The following is a 26,176-nucleotide window of genomic DNA, read 5'->3' as shown; positions in this document are numbered from 1 at the left end:
CCCCCTGCTCGACACCGCCGTGCGGACATCCTCACGCCCCAGGCGCGGCCTCTTTGGCAGTACGCCCAAAACCTGAGGAGATTACCGGAAGTCCCCCTTGCCGGCCGTCCGCCGCCGTTCGGTCCGGATCTGATCCGCAGAGCACACGGCTGTGACCTGCGCCGTCAATTGTCCAGAGGGGTCTGGACAATGTTTGGCCGCATATCCGGTGGATCCTCCTTGCCGCCGGTCGCGGCACACCGGCATAGTCGGGGCCACTCCTCGCCTCACCGCTTCCGTGGATTCCCGCAGTGTTCGCGATCCACGCAGGAAGCGGGGCCTACGGGGGCCGCGAGGACTCGGGCCGCGTTTCCATCCACGGGCGTCATCCGTGGATGGAAACGCGCCCACATCGGAAGACATCTCCGTCCCACTGACCGCACCCCGGAGAACCGCGTTCCGACGAGAAGGAGAGAACATGAACCACCGGAAACCGACCTCTGCGGTGGCCGCGACCGGTGTCGCGCTCGCGATGATGGTCACGCCCGCCATGTCCGCCACGGCCCAGGCCGCGGCGCCCGCCGCCAAGGTGGCGGCGAAGTCCGCGGACACGGCCGGAACCCTGGACGTCAAGAGGGCGAGCATCCCCTGCTCCAAGCCCGCGGGAAAGAAGGCCAACTATTCCTGGGGTACGGGTAGTAACGACTCCACGACTGTCTACTTCAACAACCACTGCTCGCACAAGGTGAAGGCGAAGCTCCACTTCAGGGCCGGCGGCGGCCAGACCACCACGAAGTGCCTGATCACCAACGGCAAGACGAGCGGCAAGAAGAAGTTCTGGGTCACCCGCTACCACCTGAAGAAGATCACCAAGGGCTGCTGACAGCCCGTCGGCCAGGGCAGGACGCCTCGCTCGGGACAGGCCGCGAGCGAGGCGCCCTCATGCCCGGGTAGGGCGGCCTCCGGCGGAAGCCCGGAGTGCCCGAGCGCGTGAGGCGGTACGGCGTAGCATTCGGGGCGGCGGTGACCGTCGCCTCACAATCTATATGTGAGCGGATATTCCAGGCGATTATTTCTCCAGCTCGGCGGTGCCGCCGCGGCTGGAGCGCTGGTTCCGGCGCGTACCGCGCCCGCGGAGGACGACTCCTTCGCCCTGCTGCGCCGCCGCTGGCGTGAGGTGACGACGGGGTCGGGATTCGACCCGACCGCCGAGCCGTACCGCATCCGGCTGGCGAGGCTGGGGACGACTGCCGCCCTGTACCGGGACACCATGGCGCCCGCCGACACCTCGCTCTGGCCAGGGCTGGCGTTCCCCTCCTTCACCGACACTCCGGTGCGGTTGCGGACCATGGCCCGCGCGTACGCGCTGCCGGGCACCGGGCTGACCGGCGACGCGAACCTGGCCGCCGCCGTCGCGGAAGGCGTCGACCACTACCGGCGGCGGGTGTACGCCGCGGGCGCCGACCCGGCGGGCAACTGGTGGAACTGGCAGATCGGCGTTCCCAGAAAGCTCCTCGACGCGGCCGTGCTGATCGGTCCGCACCTGACAGACCCACGAAGCGGGGCGCTCCAGGAGGCGGTGGACCATTTTCTCCCCGAGTGCCGTCTGAACGACTACGAGGGCACCAGCACCGGGGCCAATCGGGTGGACCTGTGCACGGTGATGCTGCTCCGCGCCATCCTCGGCTCCGACTCCGGGAAGGCCACGTCGGCCGCCTCCGCGCTCTCCCCGGTCTTCCGCCACGTCTTCGAGGGCGACGGGTTCTATCGGGACGGCTCGTTCATCCAGCACACCTCCGTCCCCTACCAGGGCGGGTACGGGGCGGTGCTGCTGTCCGGGCTCGCCACCCTGTTCGCGGTGCTGCGCGGCTCGCCATGGGAGATCACCGACCCGAACAGGCAGGTCGTCTTCGACGGCGTCGAGAGGTCGTTCGCGCCGTTCGTCCACGACGGCTTCTGCATGGACCTGGTCAGCGGCCGGGGGATCGGCAGGGAACCGTACGGCGACCACCGCAGGGGACGCGACATCGCCGCGGCGATCCTGCTGCTGGGGGAGGCGGCCTCCGCCGCCGAGCGGGTCCGCTGGCAGGGCATGGTCAAGGGGTGGGTGCTGCGCGACACCTCCAGACCCATGCTCGACGCGGCAGAGAGGAGCGACCTGGGGTTCCACGCCCGCCTCGCCGCGGTTCTGGACGACGACGCGATCCCGGCGGCCGAGGAACCGCTCGGGCACCGGCTGACGGCGATGAGCGCCCGCGCCGTCCACCGCAGGCCGGCCTGGTGCGCGGGGCTCAGCATGGCCTCGTACCGGATCGGCCACTACGAGCACGGCAACGGCGAGAACCGGCGCGGCTGGCACACCGGCTCGGGGATGCTCTACTGGTGGGGCGAGGGGCACGGCGACCAGTACTCGGACTCCTTCTGGCCCACCGTCGACCCCTACCGCCTGCCGGGCACGACCGTCTCCACCAGGCGGCTGGCCGACGGCGCCGGTAACGCCTGGGGCGACACCTGCCCGCCCGCCCGCTGGGTGGGCGGCGCCACCGACGGCACCTACGCGACGGTCGGCCAGCACCTGAACGGCTTCGAGAGCACGATGGAGGCTTTCAAGTCGTGGTTCTTCCTCGACGACGCGGTGCTCTGCCTGGGGGCCGGGATCACGAGCGAGGACGGTGCGGCGGTCGAGACCGTCGTGGACAACCGCAGGACCGGCGCGCCCCTCACCGTGGACGACCGGGAGGGCTGGGCACATCTGGCCGGGCACGGCGGCTACGTCCTGCCCTGTCCCACCCGGCTGCGCACGCTGCGCGAGGAACGCACGGCAGGCCAGGTGACCCGGAGCTACGTGACGCTCTGGCTGGACCACGGGGTCGACCCGGACTCGGCCGGTTACGTCTACCTTCTCCTGCCGGGGGCGAGCCGGGCGGAGACCCGGGCCCGTGCCGCCGACCCCGGCTGGGCACGGGTGCTCGCCAACACCGCCCGGCAGCAGGGCGTCCGGGTCCCGTCTCTCGGAATCACCGCGGTCAACTTCTGGAACGACGGAGCCGTCGGCGGCCTGGCCGCCTCCGCCCCGTGCGCGGTCCTGGTCAGGGAGCGCGGCGACGGTACGGCCACGTTGACCGTGTCGGATCCCCGGCGCGACCTGGACGAGCTGATCGTGACCTGGGACCGGCCGGTGGCCGAGGTGCTCGGCGAACACCCGCTCCTGAGGAGCGCCACGACCGGCGCGAGCCTCACCCTCGCCTTCGGACGACTGGCGGACCGGGGCGGCGGCTCGCAGAAGGTCACCGTACGGCTCGACCGGCGCGCGGAGCCGGCACGTCCGCCGGGTTGACCGGCTTCGGATTTTCATTACCCAGAGTGATTGACACATCACTTTCCATTACCTGATGATGGCCGATGTCGGTGGTTCCGTATGGACGACGCCGGGGCGCCGAGATCTTTCGGGGCATGCTTCAAGACCATCCAGGAGGGGCGAATGAAGCTGTTCGGTGCTGTTCTGGGGGTGATCGTGGTGTCGGCCACGACCGTTCTCGCCTGGGCGGGGCCGGGTGCGGCCGCCGAGGGCGAGGTCGTCGTCTTCACCACCGAGTTGGAGGAGCTCGGCAGGTACCGGGACCTACCCGCCGGTGGATGCAGACGGCTCCCGCCGACCGCGCATCTGCTGATCAACCTGACCGATTCCAAGGTCTTCATCCACGCGGGTCCGCTCTGCCTTGGCCCCGGTGTTCCGGTCGAGCCGAATCACGGCTGGCACGCCCCGCCCGGCGGACAGTCCAGCTTCTCCACAGCCTGATCGCGACAGGTGAACGGCGTGACGTGGTCCGGGTTAGCCCGGTAGGCACGTCCGGCTCGCTGCCGACCCGACCGTCAAAATCATGACCACCGGTGATCGGGGGCGGAGGTCACCCGGAAAATTCCCGCCCGCACAGGCCGGCGGCCCGATCGCGCGAAATTCCAGGTTTTCGGGTTCAGGGGTGCCGGCCGGCTCTTTATTCATGTCCCCATCAACGTTTCTCCACCTGGCACCCGACACCCGATATTCGATATCTGACGCTCGATGGCATCCAGCCCGACGCGGTGAGTGGAGCAGCACGGTTTGCGGGTGCTCACGGTGGCGTCGAACCATGTGAATGAAGATTCCGCCGAACGCCTGACATGTACCCGGGAAAACATGTTTCGGAGTCATGTGACAGGCAACTCGGAAAGGCGCTGATGCATCATGTTGCATACCTTCATCCTTGGAATGGGCAGGGCCGGAGAAGGACTGCATCTGCCGGCACTGTTCAGGGTGCGCGCCGCGATCCCGGACCTGCTCGCCCCCGGGCGGATCATCGTCCACGACCCGTTCCGGCCTCCCCCCGATGTCGCCGGCGTGGTCGCGGTCGGCACCCTGGAGGAGGCTGCCGGGCGCACTCCACCGCACCGCACCGTGGTCCACCTGTGCACCCCGCCGCATATTCGTTCGGGCATGCTGGAGCGGCTGGCCGAGCTCGGCTACCGAAAGATCATCATCGAGAAGCCGCTGGCCCTGGACCTGATGGGCCTGGCGGCCATCGCACGCACGAGGCGACGCTGGGGCCTGGACATCACCGTCGCCACCCACTGGCTGCACAGCTCCCTGACCAACCGCCTGCGTGCGGCGGTGGACTCGGAGGAGTTCGGCAGGCTGCGCGGCATCCGTGTGGTGCAGAACAAGCCCCGGTTCACCCGCAGCGCGACGGTCCCCGGCCACCCCACCGCCTTCGACGTCGAGATGCCGCACGCGCTCGCCGTGGTGCTCACCCTGGCCGGCGGTGCCCGGATCGCCGATGCCTCCTGGACGGACATGGTGACCGACCAGCTTCGGTTGCCACGCCTGGGCCGCGCCAGGCTCCGGTTGGACCACCGTTCCGGCGTGCGCACCGAGATCGACTCGGACCTGACCTCGCCCGTGCGCGAGCGCCGTATCACCCTGGACTTCGAGGGGGCGACGCTCGTCGGTCACTATCCGTGCAGCGACGCGGACCACACCGCCCAGCTCCGGGTGGTGATCGAGGGCCGAGATCAGACCTGCTCGGCGTTCGCCGACGACGCCCTGTCCGCCTTCGTCCGCAGCACCTACACGCGCTACGCCCGGTTTCCCTCCGCGCCGGGGGCGCTGCCGGTGCAGATCGACGCCGTCCGGCTACTCAACGAGGCCAAGGAGCTGTGCGCCGCGCACGAGCCGGACACCGGCCGGCACAAGGAGGTCCGGCGTGTCCACGGCGTCCGCTGAGCACACGCCCGCCCCGCCGGGCGGAGTCGTGCCGGCCGGGATCGGAGACGAGGCGGCTCCCGACCTGCCCGGCCAACTCGCCGCTCTGGACGAGTTGGGCTGGAAGCACCTGGAGTTGCGCACGATCGGCGGCCTTCCCGTCGCGAAGCTGGACGAGGCCACCTTCGCCCACTCGGCGGAGCGCATCCGGGCGGCCGGCGTCACCGTGGTCTGCGTCGCCTCCAAGATCGGTGACTGGTCCCGGCCCGTGACCGGCGACTTCGCCCTCGACCTGGCCGAACTGGATGTCCTTGCCCGACGCTGCGCCGTTCTGGGAACCCGCCTGGTGCGCGTCATGTCCTACCCCTCGGGCGGTCTGCCCGAGGCCGAGTGGGGCCGTCGCGCCCATCGGCGGCTGCGTGAGCTGGCGCGGCGCGCCGAGGACGCCGGGCTGCTGCTGGCGCACGAGAACTGCACGGGCTGGGCAGGCGATCGCGCCGAACGAATGCTGGACCTGGTGACCGGCGTCGGCAGTCCGGCGCTGCGGCTGCTGTTCGACGTCGGCAACGGCGTCGCGTATGGATACCCGTCGGCGCCGATGCTGGCCGCCGTCGTCCAGCACGTGGTGCACGTGCACGTCAAGGACGCGGTGACCGGCCCGGAGGGCAGAGTCGGTTTCGTCCCGCCGGGCACCGGTGAGGCCCAGGTCGCGAAATGCCTTCGCCTGCTGTTCGCCCATGGCTACACCGGGGTGCTCTCCATCGAACCGCACCTGCACCTGCGCCCGCACCTCGCCGCGGCGAGCACCGACGCGGCGCCCGGTGACCCCGGTCGTGGCGACCACGCCGCATTCGTGGCGTACGGGCGTGCGCTGGAACGGCTTGTGGCCCAGGTCGCCGTATCGGCCGGAGAGCTCCGATGACCGTTCCGCCCGCCCGCGCCGTGCCCCCGATCCCGCTCACCCCGGCCGACCGCGACCTGCTGCTGCGACTGCTGCGGCTGCCCACCGCCGGTCCGCTGGAGACCGGCCCGGAGGCGCCCGTGCCCAGGCTGCGCGAGGCGCAGGCCGACTATCTCCGCGCCGCCGCCGCGATCGGCTTTCGCGGCGTACACCATGCGCCCGCCGAGCGGGCCGAGCTTGACCGCCCCGATGTCCCGGCACCCGTACGCGCGGCGCTGGACATCCCCGGTTTCCTCGAACACCAGCCCAGCCTGGTGCTGCTGCTGGGTCCCGCCCTGCCGGTCGCCCGCACCGTGATGTTCAACGTGCACCTGGACACCGTCGCCGGACGGCAGCCCGTCCATTTCGACGGCGAATGCTTCTACGGCCGCGGCGCGATCGACGCCAAGGGGCCCGCGGTGGCGCTGCTCGCCGGGGTGCGCGCCGCGCGGGCGCTGCGCCCTGCCATCGGCCGTGACATCGGGATTCTGATCCAGGCCGTGGCGGGGGAGGAGGGCGGTGCCATGGGCGTCTTCGGCACCAGGCCGTTGGTGGAGCGCGGCTACACCGGGCGACTGAACGTCTTCTGCGAGCCCACCCGGCTGCGGTTCCTGCCGCGCGGCACGGCGGCGATGACCGCACAGGTGGTCGTCGACGGGATGGACGCCATCGACGACCACCCCGCCCACGGGCACAACGCCAGCGTCCTGCTGGGCTTTCTCGCCCAGCACCTGGGCCGGGCGCTCGACCGGCACACCGCCGAGGGCGCGGTGTGCGTGGCGGGCCTGCACACGGGCACCCTGCACAACAAGGTCTACGGCGGCGGGTCGCTACTGCTCAACCTCGCCTACGCCTCGGCCGCCGCCGGGCGGCGGCTGGAGCGGGACCTGCGAACCGCCCTGGACGACGGTCTCGACGCGTTCGTCACGGCCTTCGCCGGCACGACGCTGTTCGCCAGAACCGCCGCCGAGGCGCACGTCATCACCCGGCTGGAGTGGCTCAAGCGCGGCCTGCCCGTCCTGGACGATCGTGACCTCCGGATGCACGCGCTCCTGCGTGACGCGGCCGGGATCGTGCCGTGGCCGTCCGACGAGCCCGCCTTCACCTGCGACGCCATCTGGATGTCGGAGGTCGCCGGGGCCTGCACCGTGGTGCTGGGACCCGGTGACCTCGCCGCCAACAACGCCCACGCCGACGGCGAGTTCGCGCGAGTCGACGAGCTCGCGGAGTTCGCCGCCGCGGTGGCCCGACTGCTGCTGGCCTTCACCGACGACACGAACGGACGACCGTGAACCAAACCCTGTCAGCCGCGCGACCGCACCCCGAGCCCGCGCCGTCGGTGCCGGGGACCGTACGGGTGCGCCACGCCGACCTGCTCGGTCTCACCTCGGCGGTGTTCGCCGCCCGGGGTCTGGCACCCGAGCGGGCGCACGAGGCCGCGCAGGCGCTCTGCTACGGCGACCTCACCGGCCTGAACTCGCACGGCCTGGTCAACCTGACCCGGCTCTATCTGCCGTTGTTCGACGAGGGGCGGGTCAACCCCCATGCCGAGCCCCGTACGGTCGCCGACCGCGGCGCGGCCGTGCTCATCGACGCCGACCGGGCGCTTGGCCTGTGGGTCGCCGGGGTCGCGATGGACGTGGCGGCCGAACGCGCCGCCGAGTACGGGATCGGTGTGGCGGCCGTGCGTGGGGCCACCCATCTGGGCTGCGCCGGGCACCACGCGCTGCGTGCGGTCAGCCGCGGCATGATCGGACTGGTCGCCAGCAACTGTGGCGGCCAGCGCATCGCCAGGCCACCCGGCGGTGCGGTGACGATGCTGGGTACCAACCCGCTCAGCGTGGCCGCTCCGGCGGGCGACCATCCCCCGTTCGTACTCGACATGAGCACCACCGCGGCCCCCACCGGCCGCATCCGCCAGGCCGCCCGCGCCGGGCGACCCGTCCCCGAAGGATTGCTCCGCGACGACGGGGGCGCCTCCGTCACCGACCCCGCCGCCTTCGACGCCGGGCGGGCACACCTGATGTGGCTGGGGGGCGAGGCCGGGCAGTACAAGGGGTTCGGGCTGGGCATCGCGGTGGAGGTGCTGGCCGCGCTGGTGCCCGGCGCGGGGCTGGGCGCGCATCCCGACGCGCTCGCGGGCGACGGCGGACCGGGCGGGCGCGACGACGACATCGGCTTCTTCGTGGCGGCCGTCGCGCCGGGTGCGTTGCGCGAGGGGGCCGAGGCCGACGCGAACGCCCTGTTCGGCGCGTTGCTGGCCTGCCCGCCCGTCGACCGGGCGAAGCCGGTGCGCTACCCCGGATGGCACGAACACCGGCGTGCCGAGGAACACCTGAGTACGGGAGTCCCGCTGGACGCGACGGTATACGCCGAGCTGGCGGAGGTCGCAGCAGATGCCGGTCTTGCCGTACCGGACGTCCTGGCGGAGCGATGACGGTCCCGCTGCGGATCGGGGTCGTCGGTCTCGGTGTGATCTCCCGCTTCTACCTCGCGGCGCTGCGCGGCTCGGCGACGCTGCGGCTGAGCGCGGTGTGCGACCGCGATCCGGCGGTGCTGGCCGCGCAGACCGGCTCGGTGCCCGTCTACACCGACCATCTGCGGCTGCTGGACGAGGTACGTCCGGACGCGGTGGTGGTCACCGTGCCGAACGACGCGCACGCGCGGGTGTGCGCGGACGCGCTGGAGCGCGGAGTGGCCGTGTGCGTGGAGAAGCCGCTCGCGTTGGACACGGAGCAGGGCGCCTCACTGACGCGGCTGGCCGCGCGCGGGGACGCCCCGTTGTTCACCGCCTTCCACCGCAGGTACAACCACGCGGTCGGGCGGTTGCGAGCCGGGCTCGCCGGGGCACGGGTCGAGAAGCTGACGGTGCGCTACCTGGAACGCATCGAGGAGCACGCGGGTGCGGACACCTGGTACCTGGACGCGCGGCGGTGCGGCGGTGGATGTGTCGCCGACAACGGCCCCAACGCGTTCGATCTGGTCGAGTCGCTGCTGGGGCCGGCCGAGGTGGTGTCCGCGCGGATCACCCGTGACGCGGCGGACACCGATCGGCGGGCCGACATCGGGCTGCGCGCCGGGGCGGCGTCGGTGCGGGTGCTGCTCGACTGGTCCTATCCGGGCGAGCGCAAGGACATCGAGGTCCTGCTGGCCGACGGCCGAACGCTCTACGCCGACATGCTGACGGGCCATCCGGGGTTCAAGAACTCCCTGTGGCACGAGTACGTGGGGGTGCTGCGCGCGTTCGAAGGGCGGATCCGGAACGGTGTGGGGGACGGTGACGGCGGACTGCCCGCCCTACGTCTCGTCGAGGACGTCTATCGGCTGGCGGCCACCGGAAAGGAGACGGTGTGAACCCGGACGAGGACGGTCCCAAGCGCGAGGTCACCGCGACCCTGGTGAAGCTGCTGGTCCACCGTCGGACGGACCGGGGCATGCGACTCGAACCGTACGCAAGCCGGTGCGTGCGAGCCGGGGAGGTACACGAGTTGGTCGTCACCGACCACACCGAGACCGCAGCCGGAGCCAGGATCGACCGTGTCGGTTTTCTCGGCTTCGTCGAGATCGCCACGGCGGGTGTGCTCGACCGTGGTGACGAGGTCTGGATCGGCCGGCGCCGGATCGGCGTGCTGCTCGGGTTCGACGGCTGCCACTTCCCCAATCACTACAACGTGCTCATCCATGCCGATCCGATGGTCACCGGCCGGGACCTGAATCTGGCACCTGAGATGTCGCTGGTGTTCCGGCAGGGCGAGCCCGGGGGCATGGATGAGTCCGGTGCCGGCGTGCGTGATTTCACGGTGATCGGGCTATGAGAATTGGCCGATCCTCGATATTCAGATATCAGCGGACAGCAGATTTATGTCCAGCTATCCCCTTTTTGTTCCCTCGCCATTGTAAAGCCATGGGACTTTCTTGATCCTGTGTTTACGAGTCGTCACGCATGGCTATATCTCCGTTGCGGAGAGTGGCGAATTTCAAAGGATGGAATTCTGCCGCCGACTCTGCTCATCCCGGGCGCTCACCCATTGGGCTGCCCAAAATTCTCGGGAAAGGACTGGAATGGCCGCAGGTACCAAGCAGAGCAGCCGTCTGGAAGAGCGCTTCCGTCTCTGGGATTCGGACGGCGACGGTGTGATCGAGCGCTCGGACTTCGAAACCGAGGCCGACGACATCGTCACCGGCCTGGGCGCTCAGGGCACCCCGAAGGGCGCCGAGCTCAGGCAGGTCTACCTGGCCATGTTCGACCGCCTGTCCAGGGCCGCGGGCACCCCCCAGATGGACAAGGGCCAGTTCATCCAGGCCGCCAACCAGGAGATCATCAGCAAGGGCGACGCCGGATTCGCCAGCGTGGTCGGTCCCACCATCCAGGCCATCGTCAACGTCCTGGACAGCGACGGCGACGGCGAGGTCAGCCAGACGGAGATGACCAAGTGGTTCGAGGCCATCGGCCTTGAGCCGGACGTGGCCGACCAGGCGTTCCGGGAGCTGGACACCGACGGCACCGGCCGGCTCTCCGTGACGGAGCTGATCGACGCGGTTCGCGACTACCACCTCGGCAAGAACGACATCCCCCTGCTGGGCCGCTGACCCAGACGCGTCCGCCGCGCGCCCGCCGTGCGGCTGCCCGGAGGCGCCCCGGACAGCCCACGGCTGGTGCGACCGGACGCGCGAAACCGACACATGGCCTCCCGAGCCATGCCGCCGTGCTCTCTGGACCTGATCTCCCCGACCATGCCGCACAGGAAGAGAGCCATGGAGAGACCCCTCCCTCCTCCCGCGACATCCCCGGCGCGAACCGAGTCCGCGCCCATCCCCTTCTTCACCCAGGCCGTGTCGTTCGATGAGCTGTGGCCCGAGATCCGCGCTCACTGCGTCGACATCCTGGACCGGGGCAAGTTCTCGCACGGCGCCAAGGTCGCGGAGTTCGAGGGGGCGCTCGCCCGGTGGACCGGCGCGAGACACGTCGTCGGCGTCAACTCCGGCACCGACGCACTGGTGTTGCTGCTGCGCGCGGCCGGGCTGCGCCCCGGAGACGAGGTCATCGTCCCCGCCTACACTTTCATCGCCACGGCCGGCTCGGTGGTGCTCGCCGGAGGCGTGCCCGTCTTTGCGGACATCGAGGAGCACGGGTACGGGATCGATCCGCGCTCCGTGGACGCCGTGGTGACCCCCCGCAGCCGGATGGTGATGCCGGTACACCTGTTCGACCGCCTCGCGGACATGCGGGGCGTGCACGAGGTGGCGCGAAGACACGGGCTGACCGTCCTGGAGGACAGCGCCGAAGCCATCGGCATGCGTCTGGACGGCACGCACGCCGGGCTGCTCGGCGTCGGCGGGGTGCTGTCGTTCTTCCCGACCAAGACCCTCGGCGCCATCGGCGACGCCGGGGCACTGCTCACCGACGACGACGCCGTCGCCGAGACCGCGCGGGCGCTACGCCACCACGGTCGCGGCGGACACACCCTGGACCACTTTCCCGGTATCGCCAACCCCACGGTGCTCTCCGGCCTCAACAGCAAGATGGACGATATCCAGGCCGCCGTCCTGCTCGCCAAACTCGCTCGCCTCGACGCCGACATCGTCCGCCGAGACGAGCTCTCGGCGCGCTACGACGACCGGCTGCGCGGTGTCCCGGGGGTATACGCGGTTCCCGGCGCCGTCCCGCCGCACCCCGGCGGCAACCGGGTCTGTTACGTCCATCTCATCGAGGCCGAGGATCGCGACGCCCTCGTCGCGCATCTGGCCGCCAAGGGGATCGAGTCCGAAACCTACTACCCGGTTCCGATGCATCTCCAGCCGTGCTTCGCGCATCTGGGACACGCCCCCGGCGACTTCCCACGCGCCGAGGCGGCCTGCGCGAGAGCCCTCGCGCTACCGCTCTATCCCGACCTGGCCGAGTGGCAGGTGGACCGGGTGTGCGACGAGATCGAGAACTTCTACGCGGGAGGACGACGGTGACCGCCCCGACCACCACGACCATCCCCTTCTTCCCACCCGACCTGTTCGAGGAGGACCGCGACGCGCTGCTGGAGACGGTGCACACCATCGGCACCGCCGCCCCCCAAAGATTCATCCTGGGCGAGCACACGGCCCGGTTCGAGCGGGAACTGCGCGATCGGCTGGGGGCCGGCGACGTCGTCGCCTGCTCCAGTGGCACGGCCGCCCTCACCCTGGTGCTGAACGCCATGGAGGTCGGCCCCGGCGACGAGGTGGTGGTGCCCGCCTTCGGCTGCGCGCCACTGGCCGCGACCGTCGTCAACATCGGTGCCCGGCCGGTCTTCGCCGACGTCGACCCGGTGCGGCTGACCATGGACCCCGCCGCCGCCGAGGCACTCATCACCCCGCGTACCAAGGCGCTGATGCCGGCGCACATGTTCTCGACGATGGCGGACATGCCCCGCTTCCGTGAGCTGGCCGACCGGTACGGCCTACGCCTGCTGGAGGACTCGGCGGTCGCGCAGGGCGGCACGCTGCTGGGACGTCCCGCGGGTCGCTGGGGTGACGCGGGCGTTTACTCGTTCGTACAGGTCAAGACGTTCGGGATGCCGGGTGAGGGCGGTGTGGTGGTCACCGACGACGCCGACCTGGCCACGCGCGTGCGGATGCTGCGCAATCACGGCCAGGACGGCACGCGCCGATTCGTCCACCACCGCATCGGGCACAACAGCCGCTTCGACGAGGTGATGGCCGCCTTCCAGACGTATCGGCTGGCCGGTCTGGGCCGACGGCTGGCACGCCGGGCGGATATCGCCGACTACTACTCCACCCGGTTCGCCTCCCTGGCCGCCCTCGGGGTGTCGGCACCTCCCGTCGGCGGTGACGGTCGCTGCCACTACGTCTACGCGGTGCTGGCCACCCACCGCGAAGCGCTCAGAACCCACCTGGCCGCACACGGCGTCGACTCGCACGTCTACTACCCGCGCACCCTTCCCGCCCAGCCCGCGTTCGCGCCGCACGCGCCCCGCGACACACATTGGCCCAACGCGGCCTCGGCCGCCCGGCGCAACCTCGCCCTGCCGTTGTATCCGCACCTCAGTGACATCCAGTTGGAACACATCGCCGACACCGTCTGCGCCTTCGCCCACGAAACCCGGGGAGCACGATGACCGATCAGTTCACCGGCAGGGAAGCGGAGTCCGCTCCGGCCGCGACCGCACGCGGCACCCTCGGGGCCTACGCGCGCCTGGCCAAGCTCGACGTCTACGACTACTACATCGGCCTGCCACTGGTGTGGACGCTGCTCGCCCCCGCCGGCCGGTGGGAGCCGGGCGTCATCGGCCTGCTGGTGCTGATCTGCCTCGCCGAGGTCACCGTGGTGGCCGCCATGGTCGGCTTCGATGACATCACCGGCTACCGCGACGGCAGCGACGCGGCCAACTACGGCGCCGATGCCGCCAAGCGACGCCTGGCCAGGAAACCGCTGGTCGCCGGCACCCTCACCGAGGCGCAGGCGCTCCGTTTCGCCTGGGCGGCGACCGCGCTCGGCGTGCTGCTGTGGGCGCTGGCGGTGGCCGCCGCGCCACACCGCCCGCCGTGGGCGGTCGTTCTGGCGGCGGTGTGCGTCGTGGCGTCGGTGCAGTACTCCTGGGGACTGAAGATCAGCTATCGAGGATTTCAGGAGATCTTCCTGATCGGTCTGGGCGTCGGCTGGGTGCTGGTGCCGTACGGCCTGCTCACCGGCGAGGTGACCGAACTGGTTCTCGTGCAGGCCCTGCTGTTCGGATTCGGGCCGATGCTGTTCGGGCTCTACTCCAACACCCACGACATCGACGGCGACCGTCGCGCCGGGCGTGTCACCGTCGCGGCCCTGGTGCCCGCCGGGGTCAACACGGCGTTCATCACCGTGATGACCGCCGCCGCGGGCCTGCTCATCGTCGTCGGCCCCCTTCTCGGCGCCGCACCCTGGTGGTTACCGATCGTCTTGGTGCCGGTTCTCGCCATGCGCGCGACCCACCTGGTGATCGGCTCCGTGCGAGGTGACATCCTGCGCGCCCGGCGGATCGCCATTCGCGCCCACCGGGCCACGGTGATCCTGCTGGTCATCGCGAACCTGGCCGCCCCCCTGCTCGCCGGCACCACCAGATGACCTCCGCACTGGACGTCGCGGTGGTCGGCGCGGGTCCCGCCGGGCTGGCCGCCGCCTACGCGCTCGCCGAGGCGGGGTGCTCGGTAAGAGTCTTCGAGGCCGCCGACGCGGTCGGCGGGCGGATGCGCACCCTGCGCGCCCACGGCTGTCTGATCGACACCGGGGCCGAGATGCTCCCCTCGGCCGCGGGCTACCCGGCCACCTGGAGGCTCATCGCCGCCCTTGGTCTCGACGCCGACCCCGAGGCCGTGCCCCGGGTGCGCGACGCGCTCGCCGTGTGGCGTGGCGGCCGATCCAGGCCACACGCCGGCCGCCCGCTGGGACTGCTCACCGGGGCGGGGCTGCCGCCACGCGCGCGGGTGGACCTGCTCCGCCTCCAGACGCGCCTGGCCCGGCTCGGCGACCTCGACCCTGACCGCCCGGAGCGCGGCCCACTGGGCTCCGCCACCGTCGCCGACCTCGTCAGGCGCTACCATCCCGACCTTCACGACTACCTCGTCCAACCGCTGGTCGCCGGATTCTTCGGGTGGGATTCCGAGCGCGCCGCGGCGGCCCCGTTCGCCGCGCATCTGGCGGCTTCGGGCAGCACGAACAGCTGGCACACCTACCGCGACGGCATGGACACCCTCGCTCGCGCGCTGGCCGCGCGGCTCGACGTGGTCACCGGGCACACCGTGACCCGGGTGGTCGCGGACTCCGGCGAGGTCCGGCTGGAGTCGCCCGGCGGCACCGTCACCGCGCGCTCGGCGGTACTGGCCGTGCCCGCCCCCGTCGCGGCACGCCTGCACACGGACGCCCCGCCGGTCGAACGCGCCTACCGGGATGCGTGCGGCTACGCGCCCATGCTCCGTCTCACCCTGGTCCTGGACCGGCCGATGGCCCCCACGGGCGTACGGCGCGGCTTCGCCACCCTCGTCCCCGCCGCCGAGGACCCCCTGGTCAACGTGATCACCGTGGATCATCACAAGCATCCCGGACGGGTGCCCGCGGGGCGTGGCCTGGTGTCGCTCGTCGCCTCACCCCGGGGTACCGCCGAACTGATCGACGCCCCCGACGAGGAGGTGAAGGACCGCCTCACCGCCCGGGCCGAACACTTCGTGCCAGGGATGGCCGCGTGCGTCACCTCCGCCCACGTGCATCGGTTCCGGTACGGCCTGCCCGAGGCGACACCGCGTGCCCTCGAACTGCGCGCCGCGTTCGAGGCCCGTCCGGCCTCGGCGGTGGAGTACGCGGGCGACTGGACGGCGCTGCGCCCGTGCAGCGAGGGTGCGGTGGCCTCCGCCGCGCGGGCCGCCGCGCGGGTGCTCGCCCACCTGTCGCCCGCCGGCTGACCGGGGTCGTCCGCCGTGGCCGCGCCGCGGCCTCCCCTCCCCATCCCCGAACCGGAAGGCGAGCAGATGGCACTCCTCACCAAGCCCATCGAGTTGGGCACCCTGTTCGACGATCTGGCCGACCGAGGCCACGCCACGGCCGTGCACCTGAGCCGGCCGCTGGACATCGCGCCCGCGCTGGGTTCCGCGCTGAACATTCCCGGCCTGGCCGGGCTCGTCCGCGATGTCGCCGGGTGGCTCGCAGCCGCCGGGGTGCGGCGCGGAGACCGGGTCGCCATCGCCAAGCGCAACCACTGGGACTACGTGCTGCTGAACTGCGCGGCGGCGCGCATCGGCGCGGTGCCCGCGTCGCTCTCCGCGAACCTGACCCCCGACGTGCTGGAGACGCTGCTGAAGCGACTGGAGCCGACCCTCCTGGTCACCGATTCCGCGCTGCTGGCGTCGAGCCGCGAGGCCGGCACCGACCTGACCTGTTTCGCCACCAGGACCCTGCTCGTCGACGGTGCGGCCGAGGGCACCCTGTCCATCGACGATGTACGCGGCCATGCCGCACCACCCGCGTACCGCCCGCCCGCCGACGACCCGCTGGCCATCATGCACACCTCCGGCACCACCGGCGTGCCCAAACTCGTCGTCCACTCCACCCGTACGATCATGCGTCGCCTGGCCGGGTTCGAGGCGCATCGCTGGCCGGTGCTCGGCAGCCGTTCCGGCGACACCGTGGCCAGTGCGATCTCCTTCGCGCACGGCCGCGCGCTGGCCCAGGCCGCGAGCGTGCTGTGGCTGGCCCCCGCCAAACTCCTGGCGGTCTGCGCCCCCGACTGGGCCGAGGCCGGCCCGTTCCTGCACCGGCATCGGCCCACCACCCTCGAAGCACTACCCGCGACCTATGTGCGCTGGCAGCGCCACGCCGAGGAGCAGGGCGGTCCGTTCGAGCGCGTCCGCCTCTACATCAGCACCTTCGACGCCATGCACCCGCCCACCGTGCGTGCCTTCCTGCACACCACGCGGCACCGTCGCCCGGTGTGGTTGCAGGGCTGGGGGCAGAGCGAGACCGGTCCGTTGACCTTCCGGTTCCTCACCCGGCGCGCCATGGCCACCGCGCACGACCGGCACCCCACCACCCGCGACCTCGGTCATCCGATCCCCACTCGCACCCGGCTGCGCGTCGTGGATCCCGAGACGCTGCGACCGGTGCCGCGAGGCACCACCGGCCTGGTGTACTGCCGGACCAAGGCACTGTGCCTCGGATACGTCGGCGAACAGAGCCGCTGGCAGGACAAGCGGGCGGGCGAGTGGTGGAACACCGGCGACGTCGGCGCCCTCACCCGTACCGGCGGCATGCGTTTCGTGGATCGGGAGGTGGACGCCATCCCCGAGGGAAGCTGCGTCGAGTTGGAGGACGTCATCGACGACCGTATCCCCGAGGTGTTGGAGTGCGTCATCCTGAGCGTTCCCGAGCGCCCCTCCCTGCCCGTCGTGGTCACCGAGAACGGCGCACTCGATCTCGGATCGTGGCGGCGCGCCACCGCCGATCTGCCGCGGCTGGCCGACCCCGTGGTGCTGACCTGGAATGAGATACCGCGCACCGGCACCGGCAAGGTCCGCCGGATGGCTCTGCGCGACCGGCTCGGCGAGATGCGGGAGACCCACGGGACGGGCCGGTGGACGTAATCCGGTCCGGGGTGGCGGCGGGCCGGCCGCTGGCGGGGGCGGCCGTGCGCGCGCTCGGCGACTCACCCGCGCTGCGGGTCGCCGTACGGCGGCTGCGCGCGCTGGGCTGCGCCGTCGAGACGGGGAACGAGTCGCCGCCGGACGGGGCACCCGCGGGGTGGCTGGGCGTCACCCGCCTTCCGTTCGCGGCGATGGGCGATGCGCTGCCCGAGTGCCGGATCGGCTGGTCAGGGCCCGTGGCCGTGCCCATGGCCGGCGAACGCGACGTGCAGGCCGCCTGCGGGATCATGCAGGTCCACGGGCGGGCCGCCGGCGGGCCACGACCGCTGCGCGTGGACTACGTCTCCGTGTGCGCCGGGGTGCTCGCGGTCCAGGCGGTCAGCGCGGGTGTGCTGGCCCTGCTGCGCGGCGGGCCGGCCCTGGCGGCGGCCACCGCCGAGCCCGGCCTCGGCTCACCCGGCTCACCCGGCCCGGCGGGGTACGGTGCCCCGCCCTTCCGCTCGGCGGACGGCGTGCGTTTCGAGATCGAGACGCTCGACGCCGAGGACTGGAGGCGCTTCTGGACGGAACTGGGTGCCGGCCCCGCCGCGGTCGCGGCGGGCTGGCCACCGTTCCAGCAGCGCTTCGCCACCGCGACGTGCCCACTGCCCGCCGCGCTCGGGACGGCGGCGGCCGCGCTGGACTACCGGGCCGTGCGAGCCGTGGCCGAGCGCAGCGGCGTCAGCGTGCTGCCGGTGCGGGCCGCCGACGCCCCCGGTCTTCTTCCCCCCGCCCCGGCGTCGCCGTGGCGGCTGCGCGGGCGGGCCGTCACCGCCCCGGCGTCCGCCCTTCCGCCACTCGGTCCGCATGACCACGCCCCGCTGGCCGGGCTGCGGGTCGTGGAGGCCACCAGCAGGGTGCAGGGCCCGCTCGCGGGACACCTGCTCGGCCTGCTCGGCGCCGAGGTCGTCCGGCTCGAACCGCCAGGAGGTGACCCCATGCGGGGAGTGCCGCCCATGGCGGGAGAGTGCTCGGCCAGGTTCCAGGCACTGAACCGGGGAAAACGGGTGGTCGAGGCCGATCTGAAGTCCGCGCCTGGCCGTCGTGCCGCCCTACGGCTCGTCGCCGCCGCGGACGTGTTCCTGCACAACTGGCCGCCGGGCCGTGCGGCCCGGCTCGGCCTGGACCATGAGGCCCTCGCCGTCGTGCGGCCCTGCCTGGTTCACGCGCACGCGGGGGGGTGGGCGGACCTCCTGCCCGACCCCCAGCCGTTGGGCACCGACTACCTGGTGCAGGCGTACTGCGGAGTGGCGGCCCTGGTCGGTGGCCCCGGCGAGCCGCCCGCGCCGTCCCTGCTGACTCTCACCGATGTGCTGGGCGGGCTCATCAGCGCGGAAGGGATCGTCGCCGCGCTGCTGGCCCGCGCCCGCACCGGCGCGGGGGTGCGCGCCGAGACGGCCCTGGTCGACGCGGCCCGCCTCATCCGCGACACCACCGTCCCGCACGGTAGGGGGGACGGTGGTGTCGCGCCCGCCTGCTCACCAGCTCGGTGGCCGGGCAGGACCGGCGCCGTCACCGTGGTGACCGAGCTGGCCGAGATGGCCGCCGACCCCGCGTTCTCGGCCGCGCTCGACATCGGCGGCGAGGCCGTCTACAGCCGCGCGCCGTGGACGTTCGTCCCGGCAACCGCGCCCCTTTAGTTGGAGAACGCCCGATGAGACCCGTCAATGCGCCGTCCTGGACCTCCGCCAACGGCATCGTCCTGACCGATCGTGTTCCCGGACGGCTGCGCGCGGAGTGGACCGCGCGTGGACTGTGCCCCGGCCGGGATCTGTACACCCTGTTCGGTGAGCATGTCCGGACGGCGCCCGGCCGCCCCGCGGTCATCGACGAGGCGGGCACCCTCGATTACGCCGCGCTGGATATCCGGGTCCGCCGCGCCGCCGCCGCCCTGTCCGGGGCGGGCTGGGGCTCGGCTGACATCATCGGCGTCCTGCTGCCCAACGGACGCGACGCGGTGGTGGCCGAGCTCGCGGTCGCGGCGATCGGCGCCGTGGCATTGCCCATTCCCGACGCCCGGGGGCTTCGCGACGTCGTCGCCCTGCTCGCCAGGTCCCGGGCCGGAGCCCTCATCACCGTCCCGGCCACGGTCGAGGCGACCCGCGACCGGCGGTGCGAGATGCCGCACCTTCGCGAACTGTGGACGTTCGGCCGGCCCGTGACAGGGGCGCGCGGCCTGGACCGTCCCGCAGCGAACGAGGTCCGGCGCTGGCGTCCCACCCGCCCCGACCCGGAGGCGCCCGCACGCATCCTGGTCTCCTCGGGCTCGGAGGCCGAGCCCAAGATGGTCGCCTACTCGCACAACGCGATGGCGGGCGGGCGGGGCAACTACCTGGCGGCGCTGCGGTTCGGCCCGGAGCCGATGCGCAATCTGCTGCTGGTCTCCCTGGCGTCCTCGTTCGGGTCCTGCGGGACCTCGGTGACTCTGGCCAGGCACGGCGGCACCCTCGTGCTGCTGTCCCGCTACGACCCCGCCGCCGCGCTGCGCGCGATCGAGCGGCACCGCCCCAGCCACGTGCTCGGCGTACCCACGATGCTGCGCCGCATGGCCGATCTCGACGGTCACGCCGACGCGGACCTGTCGTCCCTGCGGGCCGTGATCGCCAGCGGGGCGCCGCTGCATCAGGAGACGTGGGACGCCTGCGTACGGCGGTTCGACCGGCCCGTCGTCAACGTCTACGGGTCCACCGACGGTGTCAACTGCCATACCGGAGGCGACCCCGGCCGGTGGCGTCCCGGGCTGGCCGGTCGCCCCGACCCCGACGTGACCGAGGTGACCGTCCGGGAACGCGAAGGGCGACCGGTGCCCGCCGGGGAGATCGGGGAGATCTGGGCGCTGGGACCGATGAGCCCGCTGTGCCACGTGGCGGCACCCGAACTGGACGACCGTTACCGGGCCGCGGGCGGGTGGGTACGCACCGGCGACCTGGGCCGGCTGGAAGCCGACGGCACGCTGTGGGTCGTCGGCCGGATCCGGCGCGTGGTGGTCAGGGGCGGGCTCAACATCTCTCCGCTCGAAGTGGAGCGCGAGCTCGGCACCCACCCCGATGTCGCGGACGTGTGCTGTGTGCCGGTCCCCGACCCGGACCTGGGTGAGCGCCTGTGCGCGTGTGTGGCCCCGAAGAACGGCGTCCCGTCGCCGTCCCCGGCCGTACTGACCGCCTACCTGCGCGACGAGCGTGGCCTGGAGCCGCGCAAACTGCCCGAACGGTTCGTGGTGCTGCCCGAACTGCCGCTCGGCCCGACCGGCAAGGTCTGCGCCGCCACCCTCGCCCGCATCGCGGCCGAGTCCGCCGTCCCCGGCTCTCTCATACCGACCGAGGAGTGATCCATGCACCCAACCGTCACCGCCGCCGGGACGAGCGCGTCGCGCTACGTCTTCGACAATCACGGTGAGCACGCCCTCGACCAGCACCGCTGCCTGGCCCGCGCCTACGACCCGATGACCACGGACCGCCTCGCCCAGGCCGGGGTCGCTCCGGGGTGGCGGTGTCTGGAGGTGGGGGCGGGCGGCGGCAGTGTGGCGGTGTGGCTGGCTCGGCGGGTGAGTCCCACCGGGAGCGTGGTGGCCACCGACATCAAGCCCGAGCGCATTCCCGCCGTCCCCGGCCTTGAGATCCTGCGCCACGACATCGTGCGCGACCCGCTGCCCGAAGCCGAGTTCGACCTCGTACACGCCAGGCTGGTCCTGCTGCACCTGCCCGAACGCCTCGCCGTGCTGGACCGCCTGGTACGCGCGCTCAAACCCGGCGGCGTGCTCCAACTCGACGAGTTCGACATCACCTACGGTCCCGCACTGCTGATGCCCGACCCCGCCGCGCGGCGGCTCTACGAGACGTTCATGGAGGCCAAGATTCGCCTGATGACCCGCGCGGGCGCCGATGTGGCGTGGGGGCGCCACGCCGCCGCCGCGATGTGCCGTGCCGGCCTGGTCGACATCGATCCGCTGCCCAGGCTGGAGCTGTGGCACTCGGATTCCCCGGGGGTGCACCTTGTCGCCCACCACACCCGGCACCTGCGTGATCAGTTCATCCAGGAGGGGATGACCGACCGGCAACTCGCCGCCGTGCGCATCCTGCTGGCCGACCCCGGCTTCCGGGCCAGCTCGTGCGTGATCTACTCGGTGCAGGGCCGCCGCCCGATGGAGGCCTGATGAAGCCGCGCGTCAACGTGCACGCCACGGCACCGTATGTCCACTCCGTCATGACGGTCTTCGACGCGGCCGCGTGCGAGGGACTGGAGCCGGCCCTCGTCGAGCTCGTGCGGGTGCGCGCATCACAGCTCAACGGCTGCGCGTTCTGCCATGGCCTGCACACCCGGGCCGCCCTGGACGCGGGAGAGGACCCGCGCCGTCTGGACGCGCTGTCGGCCTGGCGTGAGAGCCCACTGTTCACCGAAGCCGAAAACGCGGCCCTGGCACTGACCGAGTCCGTGACCCTGATCGCGGAGAAGGGCGTTCCCGACGAGGTCCTCGACGCGGCCGCCGAGCACTTCGACGACACCGAACTGGTCCATCTGCTGTGGACGATCGCCGCGATCAACGCCTGGAACCGGATAGGCGTCGCCACCGCCGCAGGCGGGGTGACGCTCCGCTGAGCCCGGTCCCAACCGGCGGCGATGCCTCCGGCCATCGCCGCACCCGGGCGAAGGCCCCGGTACGTCTTTACCAGGGTGGACTTTCGGCCGATGCGGGACATGGACGATCAGCCGGTCGGCCGATCCGGGAGAGAGGGCGGGCAGGCCAGGGTCGGAGGCATGAGTGAATTCGTGCTTTCCGGCCACCGCCTGGTCAAACGGTTCGGACCGGCCGTCGCCCTGGCGGGGGTGGATGTCGGGATCGGCCGCGCGGAGGCTTTGGCGATCATGGGGCCGAGCGGGTCCGGGAAGTCAACCCTGCTGCATTGCCTCGCGGGCATCATGAAGCCGGATTCCGGAGAGGTGCGTCTGCTGGGAGAACGGATCGACACGATGGGGGAGCGGGCTCGCAGCACGCTGCGCCGTACCCGGTTCGGATTCGTGTTCCAGTTCGGGCAGCTCCTGCCCGAACTGCCGGCGGACGAGAACGTCGCGCTGCCGCTGATGCTCGGCGGGACGGCGCGAGGGCGGGCCGTACCGGAGGCGCGGGGGTGGTTCGGGCCGCTCGGACTGGGCGGGATGGAGGGGCGGCGGCCGGGCGAGCTGTCCGGAGGGCAGGCGCAGCGGGTCGCGATCGCCCGCGCGCTCGTCACCCGCCCCGCCGTGATCTTCGCGGACGAGCCCACCGGCGCCCTCGACCAGGCCACCGGCCATGAGATCATGCGCATCCTGGTCGAGGCCACCAAGCACAACGGCGCGTCCCTGGTCGTCGTCACCCACGACCCGGAGGTGGCCCGGTGGTGCGACCGGGTCGTCGAGGTCCGCGACGGCATGATCCTCACCCCTGGCCAGAGGCAGGACCACCCCCAGGCGCTGTCCGGGGGGAGCGCGTGAGGAACCTGCTGGAGCTGAGCTGGCGGCTGCTCCGCGGCGGCGGGCGCCAGTCGATGCTGGGGACGGGGCTGACGGCCGTGGCCGTGGCGATATCGTCGGCGCTGCTGGTGTTCGCGCTGGCCGCCAACGTCGCCTTCGCGGCGCGCGCCGACCGGGAGGCGTGGCGCAACCCGGTGGAGGCCAAGGGGACGCCCGTCGCGATCGAGGCCACGGCCAAGGACTACGTCCGGGACCTGAGCATCACGGTCGTGGACGTCGCGCCGCTGCGGGACGCCCCCGGGGTGAGGCCGCCGGGGATGAGCCGGATGCCCAGGCCGGGTGAGGTGTGGGTGTCGCCGGGGCTCGTGGAGCTGATGAGGGAACTGCCGGCCGGGCGGCTCGCCGCGCGCTTCCCCGGCAAGGTGGCGGGCACGATCGGGGACGACGGGCTGCTGTACCCGGACGAGCTCGTCGCCGTTGTGGGACGCACGGCCGCCGACCCCGCGATGGCGGCCGCCCGGACGGACCACCCGCTGACGTCCAAGCCGCCGACGAAGATCAGTGATTTCGCGGGGAGGGCCGGCGACGAGACCGTCGTCTACCAGATCATGGCGCTCATCGCGAGCGTGCTGATGGTCGTGCCGCTGCTCGTGTTCGGGGGCGCGGCGGCCCGGCTGACCGTGGCGCGGCGGGACCAGCGGCTGGCCGCGCTGCGGCTGGTGGGGGCGACGCCGTGGCAGGTCGTCACGATGACGGTCGCCGAGGCGGTGATCACGGCGTTCGGCGGGGCCGTGTTCGGCCTGGTGCTGTACGGCGCGGCCATTCCGCTGCTGAGCCGGATCGAGATGGCCGGCGGGTCGTGGTTCGCCACCGACCTGTGGCCCGGAATCCTCCCCGTGCTCGGCGTACTGCTGGCCGTACCCCTGCTGGTCGGCCTGTCGGCGGTGGTCGGGCTGCGGCGGGTGGTGGTCAGCCCGCTCGGGGTGGCGAAACGGGAGACGCCGCCCGCGATGCGGTTCGTCCGGGTGGTCGCGCTGTTCGCGATCCTGATCGCCGTCCCGCTGTCGTTCCGGAACACGTCGATAACGGTCGTCGCGGGCGTGCTCGGGCTGGCCTTCCTCGGCGTCAACCTCGTCGGGCCCTGGGTGGTGGGCGTCATCGGCCGAATCACCACCCGTACGGCGCGGCGGCCCGCGAGGCTGCTGGCCGGCCGCCGCCTGGTCGACGACCCGAAGTCGGCCTGGCGGACCGTCAGCGGAGTGGCACTGACCGGCTTCATCGCCGGGTTCATCGGGCTGCTGAGCCCGTCGTCCGACCTGCTGGGCGCTCCCCCCTCCACGGCCGGCCTGCGCCTTGTGGTCCCCGACGCCCAGGCGTCCGCCCTCGCGGAGCAGGCGAGGGAACGGCTCTCCGGAGCCGGGATCGACGCTCACGTCACGACCTCCGGCGGGTCGGGGTCCGGCCGGGCGAAGGAGAGGACGCTCACGATCAGCCTGCCCTCGGGTGACGGATACACCGTGCGGGTCGACACCGCTCGTACGGCACTCGCCGGCCTGGTGCCGGGGCACATCGCCACCTTGCCGGTGGACGACCAGTGGCAGGGCACCCGTCTGCTCGACGATGTCCGCACCGGGACGTTGGTCGTGCTCGGGGTCTCCTTCCTGGTGGCGATCGCGAGCGCGGGGATCACGGCTGCCTCGTCGGTGCTCGACCGGCGGCAGGCGTACGCCCTGCTCCGCCTGGCCGGGACCCCACTCGAAGTGCTGGATCGGGCGCGGCGTACCGAGACTCTCGTCCCCCTCGCGGTGATGGGCGGCGGTTCCATCCTGATCGGCATGTTCTGCGCGTTGCCGTTCGTGTACGCGGCGATGAGCGTGAGCGGGGCGGTCACGCTGCTGACCTCTGTCGCCGTGGGGTTCGCCGGGGTGCTGGGGGCGGGCGCGTTGTCACGGCCCCTGCTCCGCTCGGTCACCGCCAACCCGGCCCCACGACCGGACTGACATCGCCGAAACCGTGGCGTCGAGATCACCGCGTGTTCGGACCGCCCTCTCCTCCGTCGATGGCGTCTCCACGGATCACCCCCTCGACGAGGGCTGTCGTTGGTGGGCGGCCGAGGCGTCGGCGCAGGGCCAACGCCGGTTCTCTTCAAGGTGCGGTAACCCGTTCCATGCCGCCTCGGGCGGCATGGAACGGGGGTGATTCCCAGCGCTCAGGAGGTCGGCGCGGGTGAGGAGGTCGGTGACTGGCCGGGCTGGTGGTCGTGGTGCGAGCGGTCTCCCCTGCCGTGCCACTGGCCTCCCTTGCCGTGTCGGCCCTGCCCGTCGCGCATGGTCGCGTCGTGGATCGCGACGGCGGTGGCCGTGCTGCCGTCCACCTTCGCCATGACCATGACCTTCTGCCCGGTCTTCAGCGCGTCGCCGTCCTCGCCGCGGCGGTTGATCCGGGTGTCGCCGTTGATCGCGTACTCCTTGGTGTAGCCGTCCTCGCTCTTGACCGTGACCGAGTCCTGGTCGACGGCCGTGACGTCGCCGTACTGGGTGGCGACGGTCACGTACCCGCCCTTGCCGTCGGGCACGACGAACTCGCCGTGGATGGAAGGTCCGCCGAAGCCCATCCTGTGGCCCCGGCCCCGGCCCTGTCCCGGCGCCTTGTCGGAAGATGTCTCGGACGGGGCCGCCGACGGTGTCGCGGTGTCGCCGGCCGTGGGTGTCGAGGACGGTGAGGGCGAGGGCGAGAACGCGGACGCGGTGGCGACGCCGGCACCCGTGACCACGACGAGTGCGGTGGTGGCGATGAGCAGTGCGGAGCGGGGGACGCGGCGCCTGGGTGGCTCGTTCGCCAGCATTTCCGCAGTGCTGAATTCGTCCGACCCAGAGGTCATCTTTCTTCCTCCCACTAGCTGTAATAGGAGAACAATGCATCAGGCCGCCTAAAACTGCCGTAAACGCCGTTCGTGCTCTGATGATCACCCTCCGTGTGGAGCGGCCTTCGCGTCGTCGGCTCCGGTGTGAGAGGGCGCCCGCGTCGATCGGAACGCGATCACGGTGGTGGAGTACCTGGATGACTGGATCGAGGCGCACGCCGTGCAGGTCAGGCCACGGCCCCTCAAATGATCATTCGGCTGTACGTCAGGCCGAAGATCGGCCGGATGAGGTCGCAGGCGTACGTTCTGGTATGGCCTGGGATGCCGGTGGACCACGATCCGTTCTGCTGAACCGTGGCCCGCCGGGACGCTGCTGGGCGGGGAGCCCGCTCGGTCAGGTCGTGGTACCGGTGACCGTGCTTCCCGACTTGGTGACGAAGTAGGTCACGGTCGTGCCGCTCCAGAAGTGGAGGGTGAGTGTGACCTTTGAGGCGTCGTTGACCTCGGCGAAGAATTCCGGCTTCAGCGTGATCGTGTTGGTGCTGTAGTTGGGCGCGAAGGCGACGTCGAACTC

The 26,176-nt window shown here is 71.8% G+C and carries 23 protein-coding genes; 21 read left to right on the top strand and 2 right to left on the bottom strand.

Going from position 1 to position 26,176, the window contains the following annotated elements; genetic code table 11:
- The first annotated feature begins 457 nt into the window (after positions 1 to 457).
- The 21 genes from ABT061_RS06725 to ABT061_RS06625 all read left to right on the top strand — a co-directional run bounded on the left by ABT061_RS06725 (position 458) and on the right by ABT061_RS06625 (position 24,739).
- Positions 458 to 862 carry a hypothetical protein gene (locus tag ABT061_RS06725; RefSeq protein ID WP_350913491.1) on the top strand — a complete coding sequence of 135 codons (405 nt, stop codon included), beginning with the start codon at positions 458 to 460 and terminating at the stop codon, positions 860 to 862.
- A 165-nt stretch (positions 863 to 1,027) separates the two neighbouring features.
- Positions 1,028 to 3,316: a polysaccharide lyase 8 family protein gene (locus ABT061_RS06720; RefSeq protein WP_350913489.1), complete on the top strand. Its 2,289-nt coding sequence runs from the start codon at positions 1,028 to 1,030 to the stop codon at positions 3,314 to 3,316.
- A 144-nt stretch (positions 3,317 to 3,460) separates the two neighbouring features.
- Entirely contained in the window at positions 3,461 to 3,778 is a 318-nt protein-coding gene (locus ABT061_RS06715; RefSeq protein ID WP_350913487.1) for a hypothetical protein, read from the top strand.
- 426 nt (positions 3,779 to 4,204) lie between these two features.
- Positions 4,205 to 5,239, top strand: coding sequence for a Gfo/Idh/MocA family oxidoreductase (locus ABT061_RS06710; RefSeq protein ID WP_350913485.1), 1,035 nt, complete (start codon positions 4,205 to 4,207; stop codon positions 5,237 to 5,239).
- Positions 5,220 to 6,140 (top strand): sugar phosphate isomerase/epimerase family protein, encoded by a 921-nt coding sequence (locus ABT061_RS06705; protein WP_350913483.1) that lies wholly within the window; start codon positions 5,220 to 5,222, stop codon positions 6,138 to 6,140. The genes ABT061_RS06710 and ABT061_RS06705 overlap by 20 nt, the downstream gene beginning before the upstream one ends.
- The gene (locus tag ABT061_RS06700; protein ID WP_350913481.1) at positions 6,137 to 7,450 is read left to right on the top strand and encodes a M20/M25/M40 family metallo-hydrolase; all 1,314 of its coding nucleotides are present in this window, start codon (positions 6,137 to 6,139) and stop codon (positions 7,448 to 7,450) included. Before ABT061_RS06705 ends, ABT061_RS06700 begins: the two co-directional genes overlap by 4 nt.
- Complete coding sequence (locus tag ABT061_RS06695; RefSeq protein WP_350913479.1) at positions 7,447 to 8,595, top strand: Ldh family oxidoreductase; 1,149 nt, start codon at positions 7,447 to 7,449, stop codon at positions 8,593 to 8,595. The genes ABT061_RS06700 and ABT061_RS06695 overlap by 4 nt, the downstream gene beginning before the upstream one ends.
- Positions 8,592 to 9,512, top strand: coding sequence for a Gfo/Idh/MocA family protein (locus ABT061_RS06690; protein ID WP_350913477.1), 921 nt, complete (start codon positions 8,592 to 8,594; stop codon positions 9,510 to 9,512). The genes ABT061_RS06695 and ABT061_RS06690 overlap by 4 nt, the downstream gene beginning before the upstream one ends.
- Positions 9,509 to 9,973, top strand: coding sequence for a DUF6917 domain-containing protein (locus tag ABT061_RS06685; RefSeq protein WP_350913474.1), 465 nt, complete (start codon positions 9,509 to 9,511; stop codon positions 9,971 to 9,973). Before ABT061_RS06690 ends, ABT061_RS06685 begins: the two co-directional genes overlap by 4 nt.
- Positions 9,974 to 10,220: 247 nt before the next feature.
- Positions 10,221 to 10,748, top strand: a complete 528-nt coding sequence (locus ABT061_RS06680) for an EF-hand domain-containing protein (protein WP_350913471.1) — start codon at positions 10,221 to 10,223, stop codon at positions 10,746 to 10,748.
- 165 nt (positions 10,749 to 10,913) lie between these two features.
- Entirely contained in the window at positions 10,914 to 12,119 is a 1,206-nt protein-coding gene (locus tag ABT061_RS06675) for a DegT/DnrJ/EryC1/StrS family aminotransferase (RefSeq protein WP_350913468.1), read from the top strand.
- Complete coding sequence (locus ABT061_RS06670) at positions 12,116 to 13,267, top strand: DegT/DnrJ/EryC1/StrS family aminotransferase (protein ID WP_350913467.1); 1,152 nt, start codon at positions 12,116 to 12,118, stop codon at positions 13,265 to 13,267. The genes ABT061_RS06675 and ABT061_RS06670 overlap by 4 nt, the downstream gene beginning before the upstream one ends.
- On the top strand, positions 13,264 to 14,247 hold the full coding sequence (locus ABT061_RS06665) for a UbiA family prenyltransferase (RefSeq protein ID WP_350913466.1): 984 nt from the start codon (positions 13,264 to 13,266) through the stop codon (positions 14,245 to 14,247). The genes ABT061_RS06670 and ABT061_RS06665 overlap by 4 nt, the downstream gene beginning before the upstream one ends.
- Complete coding sequence (locus ABT061_RS06660; RefSeq protein ID WP_350913464.1) at positions 14,244 to 15,578, top strand: protoporphyrinogen/coproporphyrinogen oxidase; 1,335 nt, start codon at positions 14,244 to 14,246, stop codon at positions 15,576 to 15,578. The genes ABT061_RS06665 and ABT061_RS06660 overlap by 4 nt, the downstream gene beginning before the upstream one ends.
- A gap of 66 nt (positions 15,579 to 15,644) precedes the next feature.
- Positions 15,645 to 17,252: a class I adenylate-forming enzyme family protein gene (locus tag ABT061_RS06655; protein ID WP_350913462.1), complete on the top strand. Its 1,608-nt coding sequence runs from the start codon at positions 15,645 to 15,647 to the stop codon at positions 17,250 to 17,252.
- Positions 17,243 to 18,931 carry a CoA transferase gene (locus ABT061_RS06650; RefSeq protein WP_350913460.1) on the top strand — a complete coding sequence of 563 codons (1,689 nt, stop codon included), beginning with the start codon at positions 17,243 to 17,245 and terminating at the stop codon, positions 18,929 to 18,931. Before ABT061_RS06655 ends, ABT061_RS06650 begins: the two co-directional genes overlap by 10 nt.
- A gap of 14 nt (positions 18,932 to 18,945) precedes the next feature.
- Positions 18,946 to 20,619 carry a class I adenylate-forming enzyme family protein gene (locus ABT061_RS06645; protein ID WP_350913457.1) on the top strand — a complete coding sequence of 558 codons (1,674 nt, stop codon included), beginning with the start codon at positions 18,946 to 18,948 and terminating at the stop codon, positions 20,617 to 20,619.
- A 3-nt stretch (positions 20,620 to 20,622) separates the two neighbouring features.
- Entirely contained in the window at positions 20,623 to 21,444 is an 822-nt protein-coding gene (locus tag ABT061_RS06640; RefSeq protein ID WP_350913455.1) for a class I SAM-dependent methyltransferase, read from the top strand.
- Positions 21,444 to 21,887, top strand: coding sequence for a carboxymuconolactone decarboxylase family protein (locus tag ABT061_RS06635; protein ID WP_350913453.1), 444 nt, complete (start codon positions 21,444 to 21,446; stop codon positions 21,885 to 21,887). Before ABT061_RS06640 ends, ABT061_RS06635 begins: the two co-directional genes overlap by 1 nt.
- A 159-nt stretch (positions 21,888 to 22,046) precedes the next feature.
- Positions 22,047 to 22,760 carry an ABC transporter ATP-binding protein gene (locus ABT061_RS06630; protein ID WP_350913451.1) on the top strand — a complete coding sequence of 238 codons (714 nt, stop codon included), beginning with the start codon at positions 22,047 to 22,049 and terminating at the stop codon, positions 22,758 to 22,760.
- Entirely contained in the window at positions 22,757 to 24,739 is a 1,983-nt protein-coding gene (locus ABT061_RS06625; RefSeq protein WP_350913449.1) for an FtsX-like permease family protein, read from the top strand. The genes ABT061_RS06630 and ABT061_RS06625 overlap by 4 nt, the downstream gene beginning before the upstream one ends.
- Positions 24,740 to 24,948: 209 nt before the next feature.
- Here ABT061_RS06625 and ABT061_RS06620 read toward each other — a convergent pair whose 3' ends face one another.
- Positions 24,949 to 25,620 carry a hypothetical protein gene (locus ABT061_RS06620; protein ID WP_350913447.1) on the bottom strand — a complete coding sequence of 224 codons (672 nt, stop codon included), beginning with the start codon at positions 25,618 to 25,620 and terminating at the stop codon, positions 24,949 to 24,951.
- Positions 25,621 to 25,996: 376 nt separating this feature from the next.
- A partial coding sequence (locus ABT061_RS06615) for a hypothetical protein (protein WP_350913445.1) occupies positions 25,997 to 26,176 on the bottom strand: 180 nt, incomplete at its 5' end.

Source organism: Streptosporangium sp. NPDC002544 (assembly GCF_040295965.1).
In the GTDB taxonomy this organism is placed as follows: Bacteria; Actinomycetota; Actinomycetes; order Streptosporangiales; family Streptosporangiaceae; genus Streptosporangium.
This window is presented reverse-complemented; position numbering and strand designations above follow the sequence as displayed.